21 protein-coding genes and 1 riboswitch are annotated in these 23,189 nt (G+C 70.7%); of the genes, 7 read left to right on the top strand and 14 right to left on the bottom strand.

Annotated features, from left to right (window positions below; translation table 11 throughout):
• Positions 1 to 28 precede the first annotated feature (28 nt).
• The 4 genes from QZM72_RS20960 to QZM72_RS20945 form a co-directional block, all read right to left on the bottom strand.
• The gene (locus tag QZM72_RS20960; RefSeq protein WP_301739090.1) at positions 29 to 760 is read right to left on the bottom strand and encodes a cobalt-precorrin-6A reductase; all 732 of its coding nucleotides are present in this window, start codon (positions 758 to 760) and stop codon (positions 29 to 31) included.
• On the bottom strand, positions 757 to 1,845 hold the full coding sequence (locus QZM72_RS20955; protein WP_301739089.1) for a cobalt-precorrin-5B (C(1))-methyltransferase: 1,089 nt from the start codon (positions 1,843 to 1,845) through the stop codon (positions 757 to 759). The genes QZM72_RS20960 and QZM72_RS20955 overlap by 4 nt, the downstream gene beginning before the upstream one ends.
• Positions 1,845 to 3,107, bottom strand: coding sequence for a precorrin-6y C5,15-methyltransferase (decarboxylating) subunit CbiE (gene cbiE / locus QZM72_RS20950; RefSeq protein WP_301739088.1), 1,263 nt, complete (start codon positions 3,105 to 3,107; stop codon positions 1,845 to 1,847). Before cbiE ends, QZM72_RS20955 begins: the two co-directional genes overlap by 1 nt.
• A 123-nt stretch (positions 3,108 to 3,230) precedes the next feature.
• Complete coding sequence (locus QZM72_RS20945) at positions 3,231 to 3,614, bottom strand: hypothetical protein (RefSeq protein WP_144030074.1); 384 nt, start codon at positions 3,612 to 3,614, stop codon at positions 3,231 to 3,233.
• Positions 3,615 to 3,674: 60 nt separating this feature from the next.
• Positions 3,675 to 3,866: riboswitch (cobalamin riboswitch) on the top strand.
• Positions 3,867 to 3,972: 106 nt separating this feature from the next.
• Here QZM72_RS20945 and cobG point away from each other — a divergent pair.
• The 5 genes from cobG (at position 3,973) to QZM72_RS20920 (ending at position 10,123) form a co-directional block, all read left to right on the top strand.
• Complete coding sequence (gene cobG, locus QZM72_RS20940; protein ID WP_301739133.1) at positions 3,973 to 5,334, top strand: precorrin-3B synthase; 1,362 nt, start codon at positions 3,973 to 3,975, stop codon at positions 5,332 to 5,334.
• Positions 5,327 to 5,953, top strand: coding sequence for a precorrin-8X methylmutase (locus QZM72_RS20935; RefSeq protein ID WP_089467436.1), 627 nt, complete (start codon positions 5,327 to 5,329; stop codon positions 5,951 to 5,953). The genes cobG and QZM72_RS20935 overlap by 8 nt, the downstream gene beginning before the upstream one ends.
• On the top strand, positions 5,950 to 6,684 hold the full coding sequence (locus QZM72_RS20930; protein ID WP_089467435.1) for a precorrin-2 C(20)-methyltransferase: 735 nt from the start codon (positions 5,950 to 5,952) through the stop codon (positions 6,682 to 6,684). The genes QZM72_RS20935 and QZM72_RS20930 overlap by 4 nt, the downstream gene beginning before the upstream one ends.
• Positions 6,681 to 8,402, top strand: coding sequence for a precorrin-3B C(17)-methyltransferase (cobJ, locus tag QZM72_RS20925; protein ID WP_301739087.1), 1,722 nt, complete (start codon positions 6,681 to 6,683; stop codon positions 8,400 to 8,402). Before QZM72_RS20930 ends, cobJ begins: the two co-directional genes overlap by 4 nt.
• Positions 8,403 to 8,830: 428 nt before the next feature.
• On the top strand, positions 8,831 to 10,123 hold the full coding sequence (locus QZM72_RS20920) for a chitinase (RefSeq protein WP_301739132.1): 1,293 nt from the start codon (positions 8,831 to 8,833) through the stop codon (positions 10,121 to 10,123).
• A 102-nt stretch (positions 10,124 to 10,225) separates the two neighbouring features.
• On the opposite strand, the gene QZM72_RS20915 is transcribed toward QZM72_RS20920, so the two are convergent.
• From QZM72_RS20915 to QZM72_RS20900, 4 genes are all read right to left on the bottom strand, one after another.
• Positions 10,226 to 10,969, bottom strand: coding sequence for an IclR family transcriptional regulator (locus QZM72_RS20915; protein WP_301739086.1), 744 nt, complete (start codon positions 10,967 to 10,969; stop codon positions 10,226 to 10,228).
• 60 nt (positions 10,970 to 11,029) lie between these two features.
• A complete protein-coding gene (locus tag QZM72_RS20910; protein WP_301739085.1) occupies positions 11,030 to 12,196 on the bottom strand; it encodes an acyl-CoA dehydrogenase family protein in 1,167 nt (388 codons plus the stop codon).
• Between the two features lie 142 nt (positions 12,197 to 12,338).
• On the bottom strand, positions 12,339 to 13,640 hold the full coding sequence (locus QZM72_RS20905) for a CitMHS family transporter (RefSeq protein WP_301739084.1): 1,302 nt from the start codon (positions 13,638 to 13,640) through the stop codon (positions 12,339 to 12,341).
• Positions 13,641 to 13,774: 134 nt separating this feature from the next.
• Positions 13,775 to 14,938, bottom strand: a complete 1,164-nt coding sequence (locus tag QZM72_RS20900; RefSeq protein ID WP_301739083.1) for a CaiB/BaiF CoA-transferase family protein — start codon at positions 14,936 to 14,938, stop codon at positions 13,775 to 13,777.
• 277 nt (positions 14,939 to 15,215) lie between these two features.
• On the opposite strand from QZM72_RS20900, the gene QZM72_RS20895 reads away from it, so the two are divergent.
• Both QZM72_RS20895 and QZM72_RS20890 read left to right on the top strand, forming a co-directional pair.
• A complete protein-coding gene (locus tag QZM72_RS20895; protein WP_301739082.1) occupies positions 15,216 to 15,476 on the top strand; it encodes a hypothetical protein in 261 nt (86 codons plus the stop codon).
• Positions 15,477 to 15,628: 152 nt separating this feature from the next.
• The gene (locus QZM72_RS20890; RefSeq protein ID WP_089467427.1) at positions 15,629 to 16,051 is read left to right on the top strand and encodes an NUDIX hydrolase; all 423 of its coding nucleotides are present in this window, start codon (positions 15,629 to 15,631) and stop codon (positions 16,049 to 16,051) included.
• Positions 16,052 to 16,090: 39 nt separating this feature from the next.
• Here the strand turns inward: QZM72_RS20890 and QZM72_RS20885 are convergent, their stop codons facing one another.
• The 6 genes from QZM72_RS20885 to cobN all read right to left on the bottom strand — a co-directional run bounded on the left by QZM72_RS20885 (position 16,091) and on the right by cobN (position 23,185).
• The gene (locus QZM72_RS20885; RefSeq protein ID WP_301739081.1) at positions 16,091 to 16,417 is read right to left on the bottom strand and encodes a low molecular weight protein tyrosine phosphatase family protein; all 327 of its coding nucleotides are present in this window, start codon (positions 16,415 to 16,417) and stop codon (positions 16,091 to 16,093) included.
• A gap of 26 nt (positions 16,418 to 16,443) precedes the next feature.
• Positions 16,444 to 17,076 carry a DUF1993 family protein gene (locus QZM72_RS20880; protein WP_301739080.1) on the bottom strand — a complete coding sequence of 211 codons (633 nt, stop codon included), beginning with the start codon at positions 17,074 to 17,076 and terminating at the stop codon, positions 16,444 to 16,446.
• Between the two features lie 25 nt (positions 17,077 to 17,101).
• Entirely contained in the window at positions 17,102 to 17,554 is a 453-nt protein-coding gene (locus tag QZM72_RS20875) for a YaiI/YqxD family protein (RefSeq protein ID WP_060172200.1), read from the bottom strand.
• A 62-nt stretch (positions 17,555 to 17,616) separates the two neighbouring features.
• Positions 17,617 to 18,225 carry a VWA domain-containing protein gene (locus tag QZM72_RS20870; RefSeq protein WP_301739079.1) on the bottom strand — a complete coding sequence of 203 codons (609 nt, stop codon included), beginning with the start codon at positions 18,223 to 18,225 and terminating at the stop codon, positions 17,617 to 17,619.
• A gap of 68 nt (positions 18,226 to 18,293) precedes the next feature.
• Entirely contained in the window at positions 18,294 to 19,379 is a 1,086-nt protein-coding gene (locus tag QZM72_RS20865) for an ATP-binding protein (RefSeq protein WP_089467424.1), read from the bottom strand.
• Entirely contained in the window at positions 19,376 to 23,185 is a 3,810-nt protein-coding gene (cobN, locus tag QZM72_RS20860) for a cobaltochelatase subunit CobN (RefSeq protein ID WP_301739078.1), read from the bottom strand. Before cobN ends, QZM72_RS20865 begins: the two co-directional genes overlap by 4 nt.
• Positions 23,186 to 23,189: the final 4 nt, after the last annotated feature.

Genomic DNA, 23,189 nt, shown 5'->3' with positions numbered 1-23,189 from the left:
AATTCGTGGGATGGCCCGCTGCGTCGCGTCACGCGCGCGCGGCCGGATCGAGTGCATCGACGAGCGCCGTGACCGAGTCGAACGCGCGGTCGGCATCGGGCAGCGGCGGCCGGCGCAGCATCACGACCGGCAGCCTGCGTTCGCGCGCGACGTCGAGCTTGGCCACGGTGGCCGCGCCGCCGCTGTTCTTGCTGACGACGACGTCGATGCCCGCCAGCGCGAACAGCGCACGCTCGCCGTCGGGTGTGAACGGCCCGCGCGCGGCGAGCACCTGCGCGCGGGCGTTGCCGGGGTGCGCATCGAGGCAGCGCACGAGCCAGAACTGGTGCGGCGGGATCGCATCGAGATGCGCGAGCGGCTCGCGGCCGAGCGTGAACAGCGGGCGCCTGAACGGCGCGAGCGCGGCCTCGATGCCGGCCCAATCGTCGACCATCCGCCAGTCGTCGCCCGGTTGCGGCGTCCACGGCGCGCGGCGCAGCGCCCACAGCGGCACGCCTGCGTCGCGCGTCGCCGTCGCGGCGTTCGCGCTGATTTGCGCGGCGTACGGATGGGTGGCGTCGATCACGAGGCCGATACCGGCGTCGCGAAGATACGCGGTGAGCCCGGCTGCGCCGCCGAAACCGCCGACGCGTACGTCGCAGCGCAGATCGTCGGGCGTCTTGCCGAGACCGGCGAGACTGTAGACGTGATGCGGGCCGAGCGCGCGCGCGATTTTCAGCGCATCGCCGGTGCCGCCGAGCAGCAGAATGCGTGGGCTCATCGCGCCTCCCCGACGAAACGGCCCTGCCGGTCGATCGCGAACATCTCGACCGCGACCGACGGCGGCACGATGTCGCGCGCCACCCGCAGCGCATGCGTGCAGACGAGATCGCCGAGCGGCACGCCGTCGGCCTGCGCGAGTTTCAACGCTTCCTGGCTCGTGTTCGCGGCGCGCATCGTCGCCTGCAACGCCTCGCTCGCGCCGGCTTCGGCCGCCCACTGCGCGAGCAGCGGCAGGTCGATGCTCGAATGGCGGCTGTGCAGGTCGAGATGGCCGGCCGCGAGCTTGCTCAGCTTGCCGAAGCCGCCGCACATCGACAGACGCGCGACCGGCGCGCGCCGCAGGTGCTTGAGCACCGCGCCCGCGAAATCGCCCATCTCGATCAGCGCCATGTCGGGCAGACGGTAGTGCGCGCGCATCGCATCCTCGCTCGCGTTGCCCGTGCAGGCGGCGATGTGCGCGATGCCGTTCGCCCGGGCGACGTCGATACCCTGATGAATCGACGCGATATAGGCCGAACACGAAAACGGCCGCACGATGCCGGTCGTGCCGAGGATCGACAGCCCGCCGACGATACCCAGGCGCGGGTTCATCGTCTTCAGCGCGAGCGCCTCGCCGCCTTCGACGCCGATCGTCACGTCGAAACCGCCCGTGTAACCGTGTTCGGCGGCGAGCGCTTCCAGGTGCGTGGTCATCATCTGGCGCGGCACCGGGTTGATCGCCGGTTCGCCGACCGGCAGCGTGAGCCCCGCGCGCGTGACCGTGCCGACGCCCGGCCCCGCATGAAAACGCACGCCGGACGCCGCCGCGAGCGCGACGCGCGCGAAGACCAGCGCGCCGTGCGTGACGTCCGGATCGTCGCCGGCATCCTTGATCGTGCCGGCTTCAGCGCCTTCAGCCGTGGCGCGGCAGAATTCGAGCCGCATCATCACGCGCTGCCCCTTCGGCAGCACGATCTCGACCGCGTCGTCCGCGTGGCCCACCAGCAGCAGCCGCGCGGCCGCGAGCGACGTCGCGGTCGCGCAGCTGCCGGTCGTGTAGCCGAAGCGCAGCGGCGCGGGCTGTTCGGGGGTTTCGTCGCGCATCACGCGTCCATTGGGTTCGACGGATTCGACATATTCGACGAGCCGGCTGCGTCTGTCGTGTCGGGTTTGCGCACGTCGTACAGCGTGACCGGCAGCGGTTGCCGCCACGTGTCGAAACGGCCGAGCGGTTCGGTGTGCGCGAGCGACACGCGCGTGAGCGTGCCGCCGTGCGCATCGCGCCACGCGGCGAGCGCCATCTCGCCTTGCAGCGTCACCGCGTTCGCGACCAGCCGCCCACCGGGTTTCAGCGACGCCCAGCACGTGTCGAGCACGCCGGGCGCGGTCGCGCCGCCGCCGACGAAGATCGCGTCGGGCGCGGCGAGCCCCGCGAGCGCATCGGGCGCACGGCCTGAAACGAGTTGCAGGCCCGGCACGCCGAGCGTATCGCGGTTGTGTTCGATGAAGCGCTGCCGTTCCGCATGCGCTTCGATCGCGATCGCCTGGCAGGATGGATGCGCGCGCATCCATTCGATGCCGATCGAGCCGCTGCCGGCGCCGACGTCCCACAGCAATTCGCCGGCCGCGGGCGCGAGGCGACCGAGCGTCATCGCGCGCAGGTCGCGCTTGGTGAGCTGGCCGTCGTGGCGGTACGCGTCGTCGGGCAGCCCGGGCGTGAGCGCGCGGCGCGGCGCGTCGGGGCTCGCCCGACAGTCGAGCGCGACGAGATTGAGCGCGGCGGTTTCGTCGATGTTCCAGTCTTGCGCGAGGCCGTCGATCCGCCGCTCGAGCGGGCCGCCCAGATGTTCGAATACGCTGATGCGCGTCGGCCCGAAGCCGCGGGCGGCAAGTTCGGCGGCGACCGCGGCCGGCGTGCGGCCGTCGGCGCTCAACACGAACAGGCGCCGGCCCGGCAGCAGGTGGCGGGCCAGCGTCGCGAGCGGACGCCCGACGAGCGAGACCGCACCGACGTCCTGCAGCGCCCAGCCCAGGCGTGCGGCCGCGAGCGACAGCGACGACGGCGCCGGCAGGACGCGCCATTCGTCCGGGGAAAGCTCGCGGGCGAGCGTCGCGCCAACGCCGAACAGCATCGGGTCGCCGCTCGCGAGCACGCACACGGGCGCGCCGCGGCGCGCGAGCAGCCCCGACAGGTCGAACGGCGACGGCCATGCTTCGCGCTCGGCGCGCAGCCGCGCGGGCAGCATGTCGAGATGCCGTTTCGCGCCAACCACATGCGTCGCATCGAGCAACGCGCGCCGCGCGTGGCGTCCGAGCCCCGCGTAACCGTCGTCGCCGATGCCCACTACCGTCAGCCACGCCGTCATGCACCCTTCCCCATCGTTCGATTTCATACCGTGTGTAGCGATGCGCAGCCGCCGAGCTGCCGCGCATCGATCCGTTTCCGTGCCGCGGCATTGGCGCCACGGACGATGCCGCCACGCTCCTGGTCAGCCGCGCGGCGTGCCGCCGATCCACATCACCATCGCCAGATACAGTCCGGCGATCGCCGCGACCAGCAGCCAGCCGAGCAGCAGCCATGCGAGCGGTCGCACGCCGCCTTTCCTGAACAGGTAGGTTCCACCTGCCGCGATCGGCGCCGCGAGGCCGGCGAGCCCGACATTCTTCGGCCATTCGGCGGACGGCGCAAACGGAATCAGCATGCCCGCGAGCATCATCCATGCGGGCAGGCCCAGCAAGGCCAGTGCGATTCCGATGCCGAACAGCTCCGTCCTGCCGAGTTTCATCATCGCGGATACCGGGCGTCGCGCCGATCGAATGTCGAGCCGCCAATCGTACCATCCGCGCAACCGCACGCCGGTCGTCACAGCCATGCTGCGACACCGTTGCAGCGCACACCGCCGATGCAGGATCGCCGCGAAAATCGGGTATCCTACGGCCGTTCGTTCGCCGGTGCCCCTCGGGGCCGAAGAGGGAACACAGGGCGCACCGCGCGCCGCTGTGGCTGCCCCCGCAACTGTAGACAGCGAGCCGATCTCCCCCTCATGCCACTGGTTTCACCGGGAAGGCCGGGAGGCGGCGCCGACCTGTCAGCCAGGAGACCTGCCGGCCAGAAAGTGCGTGCGTGCCAGTCGGCGTCGGGCGGGGTGTACCGATGCGTTGGCCGCGGCGCCACACTGTTCCGGTATCCCGTTGAGTTCCGCCCCCGATTCGATTCCTGCGTCGCCCGTCGTGCGCCCGTCGGCTTGCCCGGGGCTCGTGCGCGTGGTCGCGGCCGCCGACGGCGGGCTGTGCCGGATCAAGTTGCCAGGCGGCCGGCTCGACGCGCGCCAGGCGCGCGCGATCGCCGCCGCCGCGCGCCGGTACGGCTCCGGCGAGATCGATGCGACCAATCGCGCGAATCTCCAGTTGCGCGGCATTCGCGACGGCGCGGCCGATGCGCTCGCGCGCGCGCTGCTCGACGCGGGGCTCGGCCCGCGTACGAGCGCCGACAATACCGCCTTCGATGCGGCCGCGCTCGCGGCGAGCGACGACGTCCGCAACGTGTTGCTCAGCCCGCTCGCCGGGCACGACGCGGCCGCGCTCGTCGATAGCCGTGCGCTCGCCGTGCCGCTGCTCGACATGCTCGCGAGCGAGCCGCGCCGCGGCGAACTGTCGCCGAAATTCTCGATCCAGCTCGACGGCGGCGAAGCGGTCGCGGCGCTCGATCATCCGCACGACATCTGGCTCGCCGCGTGGCGTCGCGGCGACGGCGCGGTACGTCTCGCGGCGGGGCTGGCCGGCTGTCCGCCGGTGGCGCACGGCGACCGGCCCGCGTCGGTCGACGTGTCGATCGATCAAGGCGTCGCACTGGTTCGCGCGCTGTTGCTCGCGTTCCTCGATCTCGCGCCGGCCGACGTCGCGCGGATGCGCGCGCTGCTGTCGACGTGCGGCGAACCCGCCCTGCTCGCGCGCGCGCAACGCTACCTGCCCTTCCCGCTCGCGGCCGATCCGACGCTTGCCGGCTGGCGGCGCACGCGTGCCGACCCCGCGTCGCGTTTCGGCGCATACCCGTCGCGCGACGCGGCGCGCTGCAGCGTCGGCGCGCAATTCGCGCTCGGGCGGCTCGACGCGGCGCAACTGGAGCGGCTCGCCGCGCTGGCCGAAGCCGACGGCGACGGCACGCTGTCGATGACGCCGTGGCAAGGGGTGTTCATGCACGGCGTGCCGAACGAGCGTGCGGCGGCGACGCGCGAAGCCCTCGCGTCGCTCGGCCTCGTGTGCGCGGCGTCCGACCCGCTGGCGACCCTCGTTGCCTGCACCGGCAGCGCGGGCTGCGCGAAAGCGCGCGCCGACACGAAACACGACGCGCGCGTGCTTGCCGCGCGCATCGGCCATCCGCTCGACGTGCATCTGACCGGTTGCGAACGCCACTGCGCGCTGCCGCACGCTGCCACGCATACGCTCGTCGCGGTGGCGCCCGAACACTACGACCTTTATCGGCGCGACGCGGCCGCGGGCCTCGGCGCCCCGCTCGCGCGCCGTCTGACGATTGACCAGGCCGCGGTCCGACTCATGGACGCGCGGCGCAGCCAGGACACCACCGATGCTTGACTACATTCGCGACGGGCAGGAAATCTACCGCCAGTCGTTCGCGACGATCCGCGCCGAGGCCGACCTGTCGCAGGTGCCGCCCGATCTCGAGAAACTCGCGGTACGCGTGATCCACGCGAGCGGGATGGTCGACGTCGTGTACGACCTGCGTTTTTCCGCCGGCGCCGGCACGGCCGGCCGGACCGCGCTCGCGGCCGGCGCGCCGATCCTGTGCGACGCGAGAATGGTCGCCGAAGGCATCACGCGCGCGCGGCTGCCCGCGGCCAACCGCGTGATCTGCACGCTCGGCGAGCCGGAGGTGCCCGACCTCGCGCAACGCGTCGGCAACACGCGTTCGGCCGCCGCGCTCGAACTGTGGCGGCCGCATCTCGCGGGCAGCGTCGTCGTGATCGGCAACGCGCCGACCGCGCTGTTCCACCTGCTCGACATGATCGACGCCGGCGCGCCGCGCCCCGCGCTGATCCTCGGTTTCCCGGTCGGCTTCATCGGCGCGGCCGAATCGAAGGCGGCGCTCGACGCCGACAGCCGCGGCGTGCCGTACGTCACGCTGCTCGGCCGGCGCGGCGGCAGCGCGATGGCCGCCGCCGCGGTGAATGCGCTCGCGACGGAGGTCGAATGACGCGCGCGCGTGGGCGGCTGTTCGGCGTCGGGGTCGGCCCCGGCGACCCCGAACTGATGACGATCAAGGCGCTGCGCGTGCTGCAGGCGGCGTCCGTGGTCGCGTATTTCGTCGCGAAGGGCAAGAAAGGCAACGCGTACGGCATCGTCGAGGCGCACCTGCTCGACGGGCAGACGCAACTGCCACTCGTCTACCCGGTGACGACCGAGGCACTGCCGCCGCCGCTGTGCTACGAGACGGTGATCGCCGATTTCTACGACACCGCGGCCGAGATCGTCGCCGCGCACCTCGATGCAGGCCGCGACGTCGCGGTGATCTGCGAAGGCGACCCGTTCTTCTATGGCTCGTACATGTACCTGCACGACCGCCTCGCGCCGCGCTACGAGACCGAGGTGATCCCGGGCGTGTGCGCGATGCTCGGCGGCACGGCCGTGCTCGGCCAGCCGCTCGTCTATCGCAACCAGAGCCTGTCGGTGCTGTCGGGCGTGCTGCCCGAGCACGAACTGCGCGAGCGGCTCGCGCGGGCCGACGCGGCCGTCGTGATGAAGCTCGGCCGCAACTTCGACAAGGTGCGGCGCGTGCTCGACGCACTCGGGCTCGCGAAGCGCGCGCTGTACGTCGAGCGCGCGACGATGGCGAACCAGCGCATCGTGCCGCTCGACGAAGTCGATCCGATGGCGTCGCCATATTTCTCGCTGCTCGTCGTGCCGGGGGAAAAATGGCAAGGATGACGACGCCGCCCGCGATCGTGATACTCGGCGCGGGCGCGCTCGATACCGCGCGACGTATCCAGGCGCGTTACCCGGGCGCGCGCGTGCATGGTCTCGCGTCGCGCGTCGACGCCGACGTGCCGTTCGACGAACTCGGCGCGCATCTGCGTGAACTCTATGCGCGCGGCTCGCCGATCGTCGCGCTGTGCGCGGCCGGCATCGTGATCCGCTGCCTCGCGCCCGCACTCGCCGACAAGGGCGTCGAGCCGCCGGTGCTCGCGGTCGCGGAGGACGGCTCGGCCGTCGTGCCGCTGCTCGGCGGGCTGACGGGCGTCAACGTGATCGCGCGCGAAATCGCCGAATGCGTGGGCGTCGCGCCGGCGATCACGACGAGCGGCGAACTGCGCTTCGGCGCGTGCGTGCTCAATCCGCCGGAAGGCTATGCGCTCGCCGATCTCGCGCAGGGCAAGCGCTTCGTGTCCGACCTGCTCGCGGGCGCGTCGACGCGCATCGACGGCGCCGCGCCGTGGCTCGACGACGTCGCGCTGCCGCGCGATGCCGCGGCCGCACACGCGATTCGCGTGACGCCCGATGCGTGGCGCGGCGCGCACGACGAACTCGTGATTCATCCGCGCAGCGTGGTGGTCGGCGTCGCGGCGGATGTCGTGCATGCAGACGAAGCGCTGGCCGCGCGCATCGCAGCCACGCTCGACGCCCAGGGCCTCGCGCGGCTGGCGCTCGCGGCCATCGTCGCGCCCGCGTCGGCGATCGGCGAACCCGCGCTGGAAGAAGCGGCGCACACGCTCGACGTGCCGCTGCGTTTCGTCGATGACGATAGCGGTCCCGATCGCGACACGCCCGCGGACGCCGCCACGCTGCTCGGCCGCGCATTACGCGTCGCCCACACACTGCGTGAAGCATCGAACGGCCTCGCGTGCGCGATCGCATCCCATCCGGTCGATCCGGCCACGCTCGGCCGCGCGCGCGGCCGCCTGACGGTACTCGGCCTCGGCCCGGGCGGCGGCGCCTGGCTCACGCCGGCCGCGCGCGCCGCGCTCGCGGACGCGACCGACATCCTCGGCTATACGACCTACGTGAACATGGCCGGCCCGTTTCGGGCGGACCAGCGCGTGCACGGCACCGACAATCGCGAGGAAATGCAGCGCGCGCGCCATGCGTTCGAACTGGCGGCCGAGGGCCGGCGCGTCGCGGTCGTGTCGTCGGGCGACCCCGGCGTGTTCGCGATGGCGGCGGCCGTGCTCGAAGCGCTCGATGAAGCCCGCGACCCGCACTGGGCCGCGGTCGACCTGCGCGTGGAGCCCGGCATCTCGGCGTCGCTCGCGACGGCCGCGCAGGCCGGCGCACCGCTCGGCCACGATTTCTGCGCGATCTCGCTGTCGGACAACCTGAAGCCGTGGGACGCGATCGAAACGCGTCTGCGGCACGCGGCGCAAGCCGATCTCGTGATGGCGTTCTACAACCCGATTTCGCGCGCGCGGCCGTGGCAGCTCGACCGGGCGCTCGACATCGTGCGCGCGCATCGCGCGGCCGAGACGGTGGTCGTGCTCGGCCGCGACATCGGCCGGCCGGGCGCGACGCTTTCGACGACGACCCTCGGCGCGCTGCGCGGCGACCAGGTCGACATGCGCACGATGGTGATCGTCGGCTCGTCGACCACGCGGCGCTTCGCGATCGGCAACGCACGCGAATGGGTCTATACGCCGCGCTGGTATCGCTGAACGCCGCTGCGCCCGCCGGGTTGCGCATACCTACCGCATCCGGCGGCATTCGCACGAATGTGAACGCACAGGCGTGCGAGCGAGCCGTTCATCGACATGCCGGCGCGTCGCCGGTTCGCTGGAACCGGTCCATCCGCGCGGCGTCGTGCGATCGATCGGAAAAAATGCCATCCGCGCGTTTCGATATTCGACCGAATCGGCAAGTTCGTTACGTATCGAGAATCGAATAACAAAAAGAAGAACACCTAAGTTTCCTATTCGACGCGAATCCTCCAAGATAGGCACGCCGCCGGCGGGACACGTGCTTTTCCCGCCGGCGACGATACGCAGGCCAGCGTATCCCTCTTCCACTTGGAGAACACAGAACGAACAACAATGTGTTGCCGCGTTTCATTCCGCGTGCGTTTGCCGCGGGTTGTCTGCTCGCGATGGCGAGCGTGTCGCAAGGTGCCGGCGTCTATGCGCCCTTTGTCGACGTGACGCTTTATCCCACGCCGTTGGTCGACCAGATCGGCGTGCGCCAGGGCATCCAGCAGTTCACGCTCGCGTTCGTGGTCGCGGGCAACGGCTGCGTGCCGTCGTGGGGCGGCGTGCAGCCGATCGGCAACGGCGCGAGCGGCGGCCTGCTGACCGCGCTGTCCACGTCGATCGCCAGCTACCGCGCGAAAGGCGGCGAAGTCGCCGTGTCGTTCGGCGGCGCGAACGGCACGCCGCTGATGCAGGCGTGCTCGACGGTCCCCGCGCTGAAGACCGCGTACCAGACGGTGATCGACACGTACGGCCTCACGCATGTCGACTTCGACATCGAGGGCGCGTCGCAGCAGGACACGGCGGCGGTCGCGCGCAACTTCCAGGCGGTCGCGCAACTGCAGGCCGACTACGCGGCGAAGGGCAAGCCGCTGCACGTGACGCTGACGCTGCCGACGATGCCGACCGGGCTCACGCAGGACGGCGTGAACGTCGTCAACGCGGCCATCGCGAACAAGGCCACGTTCGACGCGGTCAACGTGATGGCGATGGATTACGGCCCCGCGAACATCGACATGGGCGCCGCCGCGATCAGCGCCGCGCAGGCACTCTATTCGCAGCTCGACACCGCGTTCAAATCCGCCGGCCAGCCGAAGACCAACGCGCAGCTGTGGCAGATGGTCGGCGTCACGCCGATGATCGGCGTCAACGACGTGCAGGGTGAAACCTTCACGCTCGCGAATGCGCAGACCGTGCTGAACGCGGCCGTCGCGAACGGCTACGGTTTCTTCGGCAACTGGTCGGTCGGCCGCGATCAGGCGTGCCCGTCCGGCGGCACGTATGCGTCGCCGACCTGCTCGGGCGTCGCGCAGCAGCCGTACGCGTTCGCGACGATCTTCAAGAAGCTCGACGGCAAGTGGGGCGCGGGCGTCACGCAGGACCCGAACTACGGCGGCGGCTCGGACGGCGGCACGCCGCAGCCGGGCGCACCGTGGGCGGCCGGCCAGGTCTATACGGCCGGCGCGACGGTCACCTACCAGGGCACGACGTATCAGGCGCAGTGGTGGACGCAGGGCGACGTGCCCGGCCAGGCGGCCGTATGGAAGCCGATCAACGGCGGCACGCCCACGTGGTCGGCGACGACCGCCTATCAGGGCGGCACGTGCGTGACGTATCAGGGCGCGAAGTATTGCGCGAAATGGTGGACGCAGGGCGACAACCCGAGCGCGGGCGGCGTGTGGGTGAAGTCGTGACGGTGCGACGCGCTCGCGCGTGACGCGCGGCGGGGCGTTGCCGGCGTGGCGGGACCGCACGCCGGCGACGGCCCTCTGCCGCCGCCGGCGCGCGCCGCCGCCCTACCCGCGCGCGTGTTCGGCCAGCAGCCGCGCCTTCGCGTCGACGAGCAGCGCCGCATGCGTGTCGCGATGCTGGCGGATCCGCTCGGTCGGCCCGACGACCGACAGCCCGTACCAGTCGCCGTCGAGCGTCAGCGCGACCGCGATCGCCGACAGCTCGGGCGCGCTCTCGCCGAAGTTCTCCGCCCAGCCGAGTTCGCGAAACCGCGCGGCCTGCGCGACGAGCGCCGGGAGATCGGCCACCGTCGCGTCGGTAAAGCGTTCGAACGGCAGTTGCGCGCCGAGCGCCTGCTGCGCGTCGCTCGCGAGTTCCGCGAAGATCGCCTTGCCGATCGAGTTCGCGTGCAGCGGCCGCAGCTCGCCCGGCTGGCGCGTATAGCGGATCGCCTGCTCCGATTCGACGACGTCGAGATACGTGACCGACGCGCCCTGGATCTTGCCGAGCACGGCCGTTTCGCGGCTCGCGTCGCGCAGCGCGACGAGGTGCGGATGCACGATGTCGACGACCGGATCGGTCGCGTCGATCGCGGCGGCGACCGTCTGCAGGCGCCGCGTCGGGTAGTAGCCGCCGCGCTTGCGCACTTCGTACAAGTAGCCGCGGCTCACGAGCGTGCGCGCCATCGCGAGGCAGCTCGACGCCGGCACGTTGAGCAGGCGCGCGAGTTCGGTGAGCGGCAGCGGCCGCCGTTCGGCGGCGAACAGCTCGAACAGGTCGAGCGTGCGGGCAACGAGTTTGACGTCCATGACGAGCGCTTGATTCGGAACGGGAAACCGCGCGCCGGGCGGCCTGCCGGGGCGGTACGGTCAGTACGACTTCGGCAGCCCGAGCACCTTCTCCGCGATGTAGCACAGGATCAGTTGCGGGCTCACGGGCGCGAGCCTCGGAATCATACACTCGCGCAGATAGCGCTCGACGTGATATTCCTTCGCGTACCCCATCCCGCCGTGCGTCGCGATCGCCGTCTGGCACGCCTGGAATGCGGCTTCCGCGCCGAGGTATTTCGCGGCGTTCGCCTCCGCGCCGCACGATTGCCCCGTGTCGTAGCGCGTCGCGGCCTTCATCACCATCAGCCACGCGGCCTCGAGCTGCATCCACGCCTGCGCGAGCGGATGCTGGATCGACTGGTTCTGCCCGATCGGCCGGCCGAACACCACGCGCTCGCACGCATACTGCGTCGCGCGGCGCAGCGCGGCCTGCCCGAGGCCGATCGCCTCGGCCGCGATCAGGATCCGTTCGGGGTTCAACCCGTGCAGCAGATAGCGGAAACCGTCGCCTTCGTTGCCGATCAGGTCGTCGCGCGACACGCGCAGGTTGTCGATGAACAGCATGTTCGAATCGACCGCCTTGCGGCCCATCTTGTCGATTTCGCGCACCTCGACGCGGGTACGATCGAGGTCGGTATAGAACAGGCTCAGCCCGTCGGTCGGCTTCGCGACCTGGTCGAGCGGCGTCGTGCGCGCGATGATCAGCATCTTGTTCGCCACCTGCGCGGTCGAGATCCAGATCTTGCGCCCGCTCAGCACGTAGTGATCGCCGTCGCGGCGCGCCTGCGTGCTCAGGTGCGTGGTGTCGAGGCCCGCGTCGGGTTCGGTCACCGCGAAGCACGCCTTGTCGCGCCCCGCGATCAGCGGCGGCAGGAAGCGCGCCTTCTGCGCGTCGTTGCCGAACACCTGCACCGGGTTCAGCCCGAAGATGTTCATGTGGACGGCCGACGCGCCCGACAGGCCGGCGCCCGACGCGCTGATCGCGCGCATCATCAGCGCGGCCTCGGTCATCCCGAGCCCGGCGCCGCCGTAGGCCGGGTCCATCGCGATGCCGAGCCAGCCGGCCTCGGCGAGCGCCGCGTGGAAATCGGCCGGAAACCCGCCCGCGCGATCGCGTTCGAGCCAGTAGTCGTCGCCGAAGCGCGCGCAGATTTTCTCGATCGCGCTTTCGATCGCGCGCTGGTCGTCGGTCAGGTCGAACTGCATGGATTGCTCTCCCGGAAAAAGCCGAGCGGCCGCGCCGCTCTCAAGAAAATGCCAGGGGGCGCCAGGGTTTCCGCTTCGAACGATGGTCCTGCGCGGGATTGCGCGCCGGACGCATCGGCACGAAGCGGCAGGTCCCGGGCGCTCACAACGGAAACACGCCCACGATCACCGCGGCGAAGACCATCAGCACGGTGGCGGCCAACAGGAACGGAATCGTGAATTTCTGGTGCTCGGCGAGCTCGACGCCGGTCAGGCCGACGATCAGGAACGTCGCGGGCGTGAGCGGGCTCACCGGAAAGCCCGTCGTCATCTGGCCGAGCAGCGCGGCCTGCGCCATCTGGATCGGCGGCACGCCGAGCAGCTTGCCGCTCTCCGCGAGCACCGGCAGCACGCCGAAGTAGAACGAATCGGGATCGAACAGCAGGCTGAGCGGCATCGACAGCAGCCCGAGCACGAACGGCATGTGGCGCGCATGCTCGACGGGCACGTGCGCGACGACGACTTCGGCCATCGCCTTCAGCATCCCGGTGCCGGGCATGATGCCGGTGAACGCGCCGGCCGCGAGGAGCACGCTCGCCATCATCAGCGCGGCCTTCGCATGCGCGTCGATCCGCTCGCGCTGCGCCCGCACGTCCGGATAGTTGATCACCAGCGCGGCGACCGTGCCGAGCATGAACATCACCATCGGGTCGACGATGCCCGACACCAGCGTGACGAGCACGACGAGCGTCAATGCGACGTTGATCCCGAAGCGTCCCGGCCGGCGCAATGCGCGTTCGGCGTCGGTCAGCTCGCGCGGCGCGATCGCGAGCGCGGCCGCGCCGGCACGGTCGAGCCCGAGCCGTTTCGCCTCGCGCACGCCGAGCACCCACGCGGTGCCGAACACGAACGCGAGCCCGACGATCTGCACCGGAATCATCGGCGTAAAGATCGCCGAACCGGGAATGTGCAGTGCGGCCGATGCGCGCAGCATCGGCCCGACCCACGGCAGGAAGTTGACGCCGGCCGCCATCGATGCGACGCACGCGAGGATGCGGCGATCCATTCCGAGCCGCGTGTAGAGCGGCATCATCGCGGGCAGCGTGACGAGAAACGTGACCGCGCCCGAGCCGTCGAGATGGATCAGCAGCGCGAGCAGCGCCGAGCCCATCACGATGCGCGGCGGATGGCAGCCGATCACGCGCAGCACACCCGCGATGATCGGATCGAGCATCCCCGCATCGGTGAGGATCCCGAAAAACAGAATCGCAAAAACGAACATCCCGGCGATCGGGCCGATGTTCTGTACGCCGTGCACGATGAACTTGCCGGTCTGCAACCCGAAACCGGCCGCGAGCGACGCGGCCACCGGCACGACGATCAGCGCGACGAGCGGCGACAACCGCTTCGTGATGATCAGGCCGAACAGCGCGACGATGGCGATCGCGCCGATCCATGCGAGCATGATGCGTCTCCTCTTCAGCCGGTGCGCAGGTCGATGCGGGTCGATGCGCGGGCCGGCGTGATGTCCGAATGGGGGTATGCCGGCGCGCACGGCCCTGCGCCGCGGTACGGCACGGCTGGCGGCGGCGATGCCGGTCAGGTGCGGCGGGGGCCGTCGTTGCCGTTATCGCCCGCAAACACCTGCGCCCCATGTTCGTTCAGCGCGGGCGGCGGCCGCCGGTACGTGGCCGGCGTGCGGCCGAGCTTGATCGGCGACGCGATGCCGCGATGCCGGCCCAGCTCGACCTTCATCTGCCGGTGCGCGACATGCGGATGGTCGAGCGCCGCATCGAGCCCGAGCACGGGCGCGCACGGCACGCCGCGGCGCATCAGGTGCTCGGCGAGCGTCGCGCCGTCGTGCGCGGCCAGCGCCGTTTCGAGCAGCGTGCGCAGCGCGGCGCGGTGCTGGCCGCGCGCGCGGTTGTCGGCGAATCGCGGATCGTCGAGCCAGTCGCGCGTGCCGAGCACGTCGCACAGCGCCGCGAACTGCCCGTTGTTGCCCACCGCCAGGAAGATGTCGGCGCCCGCCGTCGGAAAACTGTCGTACGGCGTGATGTTCGGATGCGCGTTGCCGGTGCGCACGGGCGCGTTGCCCGAATGGAAGAAGTTCGGCGTATGCGGATGCAGGATCGACAGCGCGCAGTCGAACAGCGTCGATTCGACGAACTGGCCGCGCCCGCTCGCGTCGCGTTCGCGCAGCGCCATCAGCACGCCGAGCGCCGCGTTCAGCCCCGTGACGAGATCGACGATCGGCACGCCGACGCGCAGCGGTGCGCCGCCGGCTTCGCCGTTGACGCTCATCAGCCCCGCGAGCGCCTGCACGGCCGCGTCGTAGCCCGGCAGCCCGCCGAGCGGGCCGTCCGCGCCGAAACCCGACACGCGGCAATAAACGAGGCGCGGAAACCGCGCATGCAACGCGTCGAACCCGAGCCCCCAGCGCTCCATCGTGCCGATCTTGAAGTTCTCGACCAGCGCATCCGCGTGTTCGAGCAGGCCGAGCAGCCGCTCGCGATCGGCCGGCTGCGTCAGGTCGAGCGCGATGCCGAGCTTGTTGCGGTTCACGCCGAGGAAATACGACGCGGTGTCGCCGTCGAACGGCGGGCCCCACGTGCGCGTCTCGTCGCCGGATGGCGGTTCGACCTTGATCACCTCCGCGCCGTGGTCGGCGAGGATCTGGGTCGCGTACGGGCCGCCCAGCACCCGCGACAGATCGATGATGCGCAATCCCGCCAGCGCGCCCTGCTGCTCGTGTTCCGCCATGCGTCTCGCTCCTGGTTCCGGTCGATCGGACTGCCAGTTCCGGTGGCCCGGCGCTTGCGCTCCGCTTCTCCGGATTCGACAAATAATTCTTGAGTGTGAATTTATATTCACACTCAAGAATTGCATTGTCAACCCCGGAGGGACCCCGCTGCCCCGCGGGTCACGTCGTTGCTCGCCAATAGCGACGACGCCGAACGCGGGCCGGTTGCGGTGACGCCCCGCCGTTCGTTAAGCTGGCGGCCCACGTTCATCCCGGACGATACGAGGCGGAATATTCATGAAACGATTGTGGCTGGCGGCCTTCGTGCTGGCGTCGATGCTGGGCGTCGCGCACGCGCAAAACCAGACTTTCCATTTCGGCGAAGGACAAACCGGGATGCCGGGCGCCGCGCCGCACGCTAGCGCGTCCACCGCCCGGCCCGCGCCCGCACGCCGGCATGTCACGGCGCCGTCGCCTCGTCACCGGCGTGCCGTTCACACGCGCCGCCGTTCGCGCCATGCGAAGCCGACGCGCAGCGGGATCTACACGCACGCGTGAGTGGCCGTCCGTGGCGCGACGGCCGTGCACGGAACTGTCACGAACGGCCGGTAACATCGGCGCGGCGGCTTGCATGCCGTCGCCGCCTGCTGTCGGACAACGGCCGCCGGCGTGCACTTCTCTCCACGCTTCAGCACCTGTCTTGCCAGACCATGAGCACCGGGCCGGATACCCTCGCCGTCATCAAGGAGCGCGCCACGATCGTGTGCCGTCAGCGTAGCAGCGTGCTGCTGGTCGCGCGCACCGCCGCGCGCTGGTCGCTGCCGGGCGGCACGATCCGGCGCGGCGAGACGCCGCTCGAAGCCGCGCGGCGGGAGCTCGCGGAGGAAACGCGGCTGGAGGGGCTCGCGCTCGACTACGCGGTGCAGTTCGGCGGGCTGACGAAGCTGCATCACGTGTTCGTGGCCGACGTGCCGGCGCACCTGACACCGCGCGCGAGCAACGAGATCGCCCACTGCAAGTGGTTCGCCGTCGACCGGCTCGACACGCTCCGGGCGAGCGTGCCGACACGCAGGATCATCGAGCTGCTGCGGCTCGACTGTTTTTCCGCATTCGCGAGCCCGCCCCTTCGCTGAGGTCGATCCCGGCCCGGGCTCGAGCACGGATGGCGGCGATTACCCGCGCAGGAACGGCCCGGCCTTGCGTTCGAGCAGCGCGACGAGTTCGGGCTGCATGAACGCGTAGCGGTCGGGGATATCGAGGCAGACGATCTTCCGGTGCTTCAGATGCGCGCCGAATCGCGCCGACAGTCGTGCTTTGTGCGCGCGCTCCATCACGAACACGATGTCCGCCCAGTCGAGTTGCTCGGCGGACAACCGCACGTCCGCGTCGGGCGCGAGGCCCGCGGAATCGGTTTCGATGCCCGGCCACGCGGCGAACACCGCTTCGGCCGTCGGGCTGCGCAGCCGGTTGCGGCTGCAGATGAACAGAGCGCGTGCCATGTCGCTTCGCGCCGCCTGGGGCCGGCTCAACCCTGCGGAATCGTGCCCGGCCGCACGTACGCGAGCATGTGCGGCACGTAATCGGCCTTGCCGAGTTCGACGCCGTGATGGCGCAGGATCGCGTATGCGGCGATCGCGTGAAAGTAGAACTGCGGCAGTGCCCAGTCGCGCGCGTACTGTTCGCCGGTCATGTCGAACGCGATCCCGTTCGACATCTCGAGCGGGATCGGCAGCGTTGCGCCGCCATCGAGCGCATCCGGTGCGAGTTCGCCGAGAAAGGCGAGCGTGCCGGCGATGAGCGCCTGCGCATCGGCCGGCGAGCCGGGTTGCGCATCGGCGTTCCAGCCGGCCTCGCGCAACGCGATCAATGCCGCCGGCAGCGGTTCGCCGCGCAGCCGGTGAACCGGCTCCATCGCCTGGAAACACGAGAAGCGCACCTGCGCGGCGAGCGGATACATGTCGGGCGCGAGCCTCAGCGTCATCGCCGCGTCGGGCTCGTCGCCCGCGGCCTGCCGGTGCGCGATGGCCTTGTCGAGCCACGCGGACAGTGCGCGCAGCATCTGGGTATAGGTCGGAACGAGAAGTTGGGTCAGTGACACGCGTGCGCTCCTGTGCTGGGGTTCTCGTCCAACGATAGCAGCGTCGGCGCGAACCCGCATCCTCGCCGCGCGCAGACGCATGCCGTTACGGCTTGCCGTGCCGCGCGAGGAACCGGTCGAGCTGCGACGCGAACGTCTTGCCGTCGCGCGCGCTGAACGGCGCCGGCCCGCCCGTGTCGATGCCCGCGCTGCGCAACTGGTCCATCATCGCGCGCGTCGACAGGCGTTCCTCGATGTTCTCGCGGCTGAACCAGTTGCCGCGCGGGTCGAGCGCGTGCGCGCCCTTGTCGAGCACGGCGGCGGCCAGCGGGATGTCGGCGGTGATCACGAGGTCGCCGGCTTCGGCCAGCTCGACGATGCGCGCATCGGCCACGTCGAAGCCGGCCGGCACCTGCACGGCCTTGATGAACGGCGACGGCGGCGTACGCAGAAACTGGTTCGCGACCAGCGTCACGCGGATTTCGGCCCGACGCGCGGCGCGAAACAGCATGTCCTTGATGACGGCGGGACATGCGTCGGCATCGACCAGTACTTGCATGGCGGGAGTTTCCAGTGGGCAGAAGCGCAAACGCCGATCATAGCGCACCGCCGTGCCGGCCATCAGCCGGCGAGATCCGTGCGCAGCGCGTCGGCCGTCACCCACTGCGCGCCCCACACCGCGGCGAGCCGCGCGCCCTGCCCGATCCGCACGGCCGCATCGTCGAAGTCGACGAACACGACGTGATCGGCCGCCGCGGGTTTGGCCGGCATCTCGCGCGTGCGCCCGTCGGACAGCACCCACAGCCAGCGCTGCTTGCCGGGCTCGCGGCGAGCGGCGCGGGCAAGCAGCCGCGCGGCGGTCGCGATACCGTCCGCGAGCGGCGTGCCGCCGCCGCCGTCGACCGGCTCGAGCCAGCGCGCATTCCACCAGCGCGGCACGGCCGGACCGAAGCGCCGCGCGGCGCCGTTGCCGCCGAAGCAGACCAGCGCGGTTTCGACCCGCTCGCGCGCGGCCTGATCGAAATACGCGACGATCAGCCCCTTCGCGAGCGCGAGCCGCTCGTGCGACAACATCGACGCCGAACAGTCGAGCACGAAGCAATGCAGCGCGTGCGGCGCGCCCGCGCGTTTGCCGTAGCGCAGATGCTCGCGATGCAGCGGGCCGCCGCGTTTCGCGGCGAGCGTCGCCGGCCACGCGACGGCCGTGCCGGCGCGCACCGTGCCCGGCACGCGCGCGGCCGCGCCTGCCTGCCATCGAGGACCGCGAATCCCGTTCGCGGCGGCGCCGGCTCGATGGCTCAGCGTTTTTTTAGCGGCAGCGGCACCACGCTTTTCACGTCGCGCAGCCCGGCCGGTTCGGGCGGCAGGTAGCCCCAGTCGCCTTGCGATGCGGACGCGTCGGCCGCTTTGTCGTCGGTGTCGCCTTGTCGCTTGTCAGGCTGCCGGGGTGTATCCGGCCGCACACGATCGTCGCGCTCACCGTCGTGCTGCGGCGACTGCTGCAACGGCGGCGGCCCCGCATGGCGCCGATGCCGAAGCACGGCTTCGGCCACGCGCGCCACATGCGACACCGTCACCGCGTCGGCCTGCTCCAGCGCGGCCAGCGCCCGCGCGGCACGCAGCATCACGAGATCGGCGCGCAATCCGTCGACGGCCGCGTCGATGCACAGCGCGCTGACGCGCGCGTGGACCGCATCGTCGAAATCCAGCGTCGGCAGTCGCGCGCGCGCCGCATGAATCCGCTCCGCGAGCTCCCGCTGGGCAGCCGCGTGACGCGCGCGAAACGCGTCCGGATCGAGATCGAACGCAAGACGCGCCTTCACGATCCGTTCGCGCTGCGCGGCGTCGAAGCAATTCTCCAGCTCGACCATCAGCCCGAAGCGGTCGAGCAGTTGCGGACGCAACTCGCCCTCCTCGGGATTCATCGTGCCGACCAGCACGAAGCGCGCGTCGTGCGCATGCGACACGCCATCGCGCTCGACGATGTTCACGCCGCTCGCGGCGACGTCGAGCAGCGTATCGACGAGCCCGTCGGCGAGCAGGTTCACTTCGTCCACGTACAGCACGCCGAGATGCGCCCTCGCGAGCAGGCCGGGGCGGAAGCGCACGCCGTTTTCGGCCAGCGCATGCGCGAGATCGAGCGTGCCCGTCACCTGCTCGTCGCTCGCCGACAGCGGCAGCGTGACGAACTGCCCTTCCGGCAACAGCTCTGCGAGGCCGCGCGCGGCAGTCGATTTCGCGGTGCCGCGCGGGCCGCTGACGAGCACGCCGCCGAGCGACGGGTCGATCGCGGCAAGCAGCAGCGCCTGCTGCAACGCGTCCTGCGCGACGAGGGCCGCAAACGGAAAAACCGCGCGGGCGCGGTGCGTCGTCGGATCGGTCATCGCCGTTCTCCTTCCTGACGTTGTTCGCTGGCGAGCCAGATCGCTTCGATCCGCTCGCGATAGTGGCCCGGCTGCTGCCACAGCCCGCGCTGCATCGCTTCGACGAAGCGTTCGCAGATGCCGTGCAGCGCCTTCGGGTTGTGCCGTTCGAGGAACGCGCGGGTGGCGTCGTCGAACAGGTACGCGTCGGCGACGAGCGCGTACTGGTGATCGGACAGCACACGGGCGGTCGCGTCATAGCCGTACAGATAGTCGACGGTCGCGGCGAGTTCGGCCGCGCCCTTGTAGCCGTGACGCTTCACGCCGTCGAGCCATTTCGGGTTGACGACGCGCGAGCGGATCACGCGCGCGATTTCCTCGCGCAGCGTGCGCATCTTCGGCGCGACCGGGTTCGCATGGTCGCCGTGATAGATGCTCGGCTGCTGCCCCGACAGGTGCCGCACGGCCGCCGTCATTCCACCCTGGAACTGGTAGTAGTCGTTCGAATCGAGGATGTCGTGCTCGCGGCTGTCCTGGTTCTGCACGACGACGTCGATCGTCGCCAGCCGCTCGCCGAACACGTCGTGCGCCGCGTCGCCCGCGCTGTTCTGCGCGTACGCATGGCCACCCCATTGACGGTAGGCATCCGCGAGATCGGCGTCGGTCTGCCAGCGGCGCTGGTCGATCAGGTCCTGCAGGCCCGCGCCGTAGCTGCCCGGCCGCGCGCCGAACACGCGCCAGCCGGCGCGGCGCCGTGCTTCATCGAGCGCCACGCCCTGCGCGACCCACTTCTCCCGTTCGCGCTCGATGCGCGCGCGGATCGGGTTCAGTGCCTCGGGCTCGTCGAGCGCGGCGACCGCCTGCACGGCCGCATCGAACAGGTGCATCAGGTTCGGGAATGCATCGCGGAAGAAACCCGACACGCGCAGCGTCACGTCGATGCGCGGCCGGTCGAAGATCTCGATCGGCAGGATCTCGAAGTCGGTCACGCGATGGCTGCCGTGCGCCCATTTCGGCCGCACGCCGAGCAGCGCGAACGCCTGCGCGATGTCGTCGCCGCCCGTGCGCATCGTGGCCGTCCCCCACACCGACAAGCCGATCGCGCGCGGATAGTCGCCGTGATCCTGCAGATGGCGCTCGATCAGTTGCTGCGCGGATTTCAGGCCGAGCGACCAGGCGGCCTGCGTCGGCACCGCACGCGTATCGACCGAGTAGAAATTGCGGCCGGTGGGCAGCACGTCGGGACGGCCGCGCGACGGCGAGCCGCTCGGCCCCGGCGGCACGAAGCGGCCGTCGAGCCCGCGCAGCAACTGCCGCATTTCCTCGCCGCCGCACGCGTCGAGCGCGGGCAACAGCGTCGAACGCACGCGTTCGATCACCGCGAGCGTATGCTGCCATTCGCCGGGCGGCGGCATGTCGATGCCTGAATCTTCCGAAGCGGCCCCGCACACGGCGTTCAGCCAATGCTGCGCAAGCCGTTCGAGCCGCTCGCGCGTATCGCCCGCATGACGCCACGGCGACGCGTCGAGCGTTTGCAGCACGGCCGGCCGCGGCCCCGTCCACGGGGCGGCCCAGTCGGCCGAAAGCGGGTCGAAATCGTCGCCGAGCGCGAGATCGCGCGCGAGCGCGCCGATCAGGCCGGCCCGTTCGCCCTTGCCGTCGCCAACCGGGAAGCGTGCGAGCGCGAGCAGCGTGTCGCGCCGCTGGCGCTCGACCGGCGACGCGCCGAACACGTGCAATCCGTCGCGAATCTGCGCTTCCTTCAATTCGCACAGCCACGCATCGACGCGCGTGAGCAGCGCATCCTCGTCGCCCGCATCGCGCGGCGGCGACACGCTCAGTTCGTCATGCAGACGATGCTCGGCGATCGTCGCGAGGATCGTCTTGCGCAGCAGCTTCGCGCGCCGCGCATCGACCATCAGCGCTTCGTAGTACTCGTCGACCTGTCGTTCGAGATCCTGCAGCGGGCCGTAGTTTTCCGCGCGCGTGAGCGGCGGCATCAGGTGATCGACGATCACGGCCTGCGCGCGGCGCTTCGCCTGGCTGCCCTCGCCCGGATCGTTGACGATGAACGGATACAGGTGCGGCAGCGGCCCGAGCGTCAGGTCGGGCCAGCACGCGTCGGACAGCGCGACGCTCTTGCCCGGCAGCCACTCGAGATTGCCGTGCTTGCCGAGATGGATGACCGCGTCGACGCGATACGCATCGCGCAGCCAGAAATAGAACGCGAGATACGCGTGCGGCGGCACGAGGTCGGCATCGTGGTAGCTCGCATAGTCGTTCTCGTCGCGCGAGCGCGACGGCTGGATGCCGACGAACACGTTGCCCGCGCGCCAGCCGGCGATCGTGAAGCGCTGTTGCCGCAGCGTCGGGTCGGCTTCGGGCGGCCCCCAGCGTTCGTTCAGCGCGTCGCGCACGGCCGCCGGCAGCCGCGCGAAACGCACGACGTAGTCGGCCAGCGCGTAACTCTGAAACGCGGGACGCAGCGTGCGCACGGCGGGATCGTTGGTCACGCCTTCGGTGAGTTGGGCAATCAGTGCGTCGCCGTCGGGCGGCAGGTCGGCCACCGTATAGCCCGCATCGCGCAGCGCCGCGAGCACGCGCAGCGCGGAGGCCGGCGTGTCGAGCCCGACGCCGTTGCCGATCCGCCCTTCGCTTTGCGGATAGTTCGCGAGAATCAGCGCGATGCGCTTGTCGGCGCTATCCAGCGTACGCAGCCGGCACCAGCCGCGCGCGAGCGCCGCGACGAACGCGATCCGCTCCGCGTCCGGCTGGTAGCGCACGACGTCGACCTCGGTGTGCGGGCAACGATACGCGAGCCCCTTGAAGCTCACCGCGCGCGTGACGATGCGCCCGTCGACTTCGGGCAGCGCGACGTGCATCGCGATGTCGCGTGCATGCAGGCCCTGGTTGTCGGCCACCCATGCGTCGCGGTTGCCGCCGGACAGGATCACCTGCAGCACCGGCGCGTCGCCGGCCAGCACGTCGTGCTCGGGGCTGTCGATCGCGCCGGCCGCGAACGCGGTGGTGTTCAGCACGAGCGCGACGCCGTGCGTATCGCACAGCTGCGTGATGACCTCGCGGCTCACCGCGTCCTTCAGCGACGTCACCGCGATCGGCAGCGGATTCAATCCTTCGTCGACGAGCGCATCGGCCAGCGCGTCGAACACGGCCGTGTTCGCGGCCTGCCAGTGCGCGCGATAGAACAGGATCGCGACGACCGGCGCGTCGGGCGTCCAGCGCGGCCGCCAGTCGTCGACGCTCGCGCGGTCGCGCGCCGGGTGATACAGCGCGGCGGCCGGCAGCGGGCGCGGCGGTTCGGGTGCTTCACCGAACCCGAGCGTGTGAAACGCGATGCTGCGCAACAGCGCGTCGGCGTTGTGCACGCCGCCTTCGCGCAGGTAGCGCCACCACAGCCGGCACAGCTCGGCCTCGACCGTGCTCTTCGCGACGAGGTTCGGATCCTCCTGCAGGTCGCCCGAGAACATCGCGAGCTGCTGCCCGCGCTTCGACGCGAGCGACACGGCCTGCTCGATCCCGTACGGCCAGTACGCTTCGCCGCCGAGATGATCGATCACGACCGTCTTCGCGTGGCGCAGCACGTCGTCGACGTAGAAATCGACCGACGCCGGCTGCCGCAGGAACGTGACGTTCGCGAGCCGCACGCTCGGGAACCCGGCCGGCAAGTGCGGCACGACGCTCGCGAGCAGCGACAGCGTCGTGTCGGCCGAACTCAGGATCACGATGTCGGCCGGCTGCTGGTCGATCCGGACGACGCCTTGCGTATCGTCGACGAAGCCGCCCGGCGTGGTGCGCAACAGATGCATCGTG

It is taken from the genome of Burkholderia sp. AU45388, from assembly GCF_030481585.1.
Taxonomy (GTDB): domain Bacteria; phylum Pseudomonadota; class Gammaproteobacteria; order Burkholderiales; family Burkholderiaceae; genus Burkholderia; species Burkholderia sola.
Note: the sequence above shows the minus strand (reverse complement) of the source record. Positions and strands in the feature narration are given on the sequence as shown.

Excerpts from the sequence above, each read along its gene's own strand:
- QZM72_RS20960 (WP_301739090.1), bottom strand. The coding sequence starts at position 760 with ATGAGCCCACGCATTCTGCTGCTCGGCGGCACCGGCGATGCGCTGAAA.
- QZM72_RS20955 (WP_301739089.1), bottom strand. The coding sequence starts at position 1,845 with ATGCGCGACGAAACCCCCGAACAGCCCGCGCCGCTGCGCTTCGGCTAC.
- cbiE (WP_301739088.1), bottom strand. The coding sequence starts at position 3,107 with ATGACGGCGTGGCTGACGGTAGTGGGCATCGGCGACGACGGTTACGCG.
- QZM72_RS20945 (WP_144030074.1), bottom strand. The coding sequence starts at position 3,614 with ATGGCTGTGACGACCGGCGTGCGGTTGCGCGGATGGTACGATTGGCGG.
- QZM72_RS20935 (WP_089467436.1), top strand. The coding sequence starts at position 5,327 with ATGCTTGACTACATTCGCGACGGGCAGGAAATCTACCGCCAGTCGTTC.
- QZM72_RS20930 (WP_089467435.1), top strand. The coding sequence starts at position 5,950 with ATGACGCGCGCGCGTGGGCGGCTGTTCGGCGTCGGGGTCGGCCCCGGC.
- cobJ (WP_301739087.1), top strand. The coding sequence starts at position 6,681 with ATGACGACGCCGCCCGCGATCGTGATACTCGGCGCGGGCGCGCTCGAT.
- QZM72_RS20920 (WP_301739132.1), top strand. The coding sequence starts at position 8,831 with ATGGCGAGCGTGTCGCAAGGTGCCGGCGTCTATGCGCCCTTTGTCGAC.
- QZM72_RS20915 (WP_301739086.1), bottom strand. The coding sequence starts at position 10,969 with ATGGACGTCAAACTCGTTGCCCGCACGCTCGACCTGTTCGAGCTGTTC.
- QZM72_RS20910 (WP_301739085.1), bottom strand. The coding sequence starts at position 12,196 with ATGCAGTTCGACCTGACCGACGACCAGCGCGCGATCGAAAGCGCGATC.
- QZM72_RS20905 (WP_301739084.1), bottom strand. The coding sequence starts at position 13,640 with ATGCTCGCATGGATCGGCGCGATCGCCATCGTCGCGCTGTTCGGCCTG.
- QZM72_RS20900 (WP_301739083.1), bottom strand. The coding sequence starts at position 14,938 with ATGGCGGAACACGAGCAGCAGGGCGCGCTGGCGGGATTGCGCATCATC.
- QZM72_RS20895 (WP_301739082.1), top strand. The coding sequence starts at position 15,216 with ATGAAACGATTGTGGCTGGCGGCCTTCGTGCTGGCGTCGATGCTGGGC.
- QZM72_RS20890 (WP_089467427.1), top strand. The coding sequence starts at position 15,629 with ATGAGCACCGGGCCGGATACCCTCGCCGTCATCAAGGAGCGCGCCACG.
- QZM72_RS20885 (WP_301739081.1), bottom strand. The coding sequence starts at position 16,417 with ATGGCACGCGCTCTGTTCATCTGCAGCCGCAACCGGCTGCGCAGCCCG.
- QZM72_RS20880 (WP_301739080.1), bottom strand. The coding sequence starts at position 17,076 with ATGCGGGTTCGCGCCGACGCTGCTATCGTTGGACGAGAACCCCAGCAC.
- QZM72_RS20875 (WP_060172200.1), bottom strand. The coding sequence starts at position 17,554 with ATGCAAGTACTGGTCGATGCCGACGCATGTCCCGCCGTCATCAAGGAC.
- QZM72_RS20865 (WP_089467424.1), bottom strand. The coding sequence starts at position 19,379 with ATGACCGATCCGACGACGCACCGCGCCCGCGCGGTTTTTCCGTTTGCG.
- cobN (WP_301739078.1), bottom strand. The coding sequence starts at position 23,185 with ATGCATCTGTTGCGCACCACGCCGGGCGGCTTCGTCGACGATACGCAA.